This is a genomic window from Roseburia sp. 1XD42-34, assembly GCF_009917385.1.
Classification (GTDB): Bacteria; Bacillota; Bacilli; order Bacillales; family Amphibacillaceae; genus Virgibacillus.
Window position 1 is genome coordinate 1 of sequence record NZ_QWLJ01000087.1, and the last position, 1340, is coordinate 1340.

The window sequence follows — 1340 nt, forward strand, 5'->3', positions numbered from 1 at the left end:
CATCAATAGGTAGAAATAAAGCAAAAAAACACACTCAATCCCCTCTCTTTGATAACCTTGAGTTGCTGAGACAAAAGGTAAGGGAGAGGGAAAGAGTGCATAATCATCTTATCATAGAATTATTGGGGATTAAAGACACAAATGTTGATGTGTGGGATATAAGAGAGGAATCCAAAACCGAGTTATTGGTAGAACTTTTTACAAAGGTAAAAAGGCAGACATGCCCATTCTGCAAGGAGAAAACAAGAAGAGTGCACAGCTATCGGAAACAATCGATTCAAGGCCCTCTTTTATCAAACACATCCGTAAAAATACGCTTGAAGAAAAGAAGATATTTATGTAGCGATTGTGGTCATACTTTTTTTGAAAGATTACAGATGGTAGATCGCTATCAAAGGTATACAGCCTCTGTCATGACCACAGCGTTAACCTATTCGGCAATAGGCTCTTTCACCACTGCAGCCCGTTTATCAGGTATGACAACGAATCGAGTGATTCGTTTATTTGACAAGCACAAAATAAAAACAAGAAAGTTACTACCACGTGCCATTGCCATCGATGAGTTTAAGGGAGATGCAGGAGGAGAAAGGTTTCAAACCATTATTGTGGATGTGGAAAACAGGGAGATTATTGATATTTTACCTGACAGAAGAGTAGATACCATTAAGAAATACTTCCAGTCACATGATACAAGTAACGTGGAAATTGTCGTCATGGATTTATCTAAATACTTTAAGCAAGCTGTCCAAAAAGCCTTAAATAACCCGTTAATTATTGCAGACCGATTCCACTACATGAGGCAAGTGTATTGGGCTTTTGATGCAGTCCGGCGGGAAGTACAAAACGAGGTAGATAAAAAAACACGTATTGAGATGAAAAGAAGCAAAAAACTTTTATGGAAATCCGAGTATAAGTTGGATGAAGAAGATAAAGAAAAGGTGGAAAAACTTCTCGCGATTGATCGTCGATTGAAAGAGGCATATGAACTAAAGAATAAGCTGGATCAGTGGTTTAAGGAAAGTGACAAAAACACTGTAAAAGCTGGATTTGAGAATTGTATCCAGGCAATGAAGGCTTCTGGAATAGATGCATTCCAGCGAGTAATGGGTACTTTTAAACGCTGGCAAACAGAGATTTTACAATCGTTTATGTATCCTTTTAATAACGGATATGTAGAAGGAATAAACAACACGATAAAGGTTCTAAAGCGTAAATCGTATGGGATTAAAAGTTTTGATCGGTTGAAAAATAAAATACTGTGGCAACAAGAGGTTAAGAAATTACTCTAATCAAACGAGATGGTGGCGGTTATTTTCCACCACCACATTTGACAGAGAACC

1 protein-coding gene is annotated in these 1340 nt (G+C 37.6%); it reads left to right on the plus strand.

From position 1 onward, the window contains the following. The coding region (locus tag D1839_RS20115) for an ISL3 family transposase (protein WP_207667480.1) at positions 1–1289 on the plus strand (1289 nt) is incomplete at its 5' end. Positions 1290–1340: the final 51 nt, after the last annotated feature.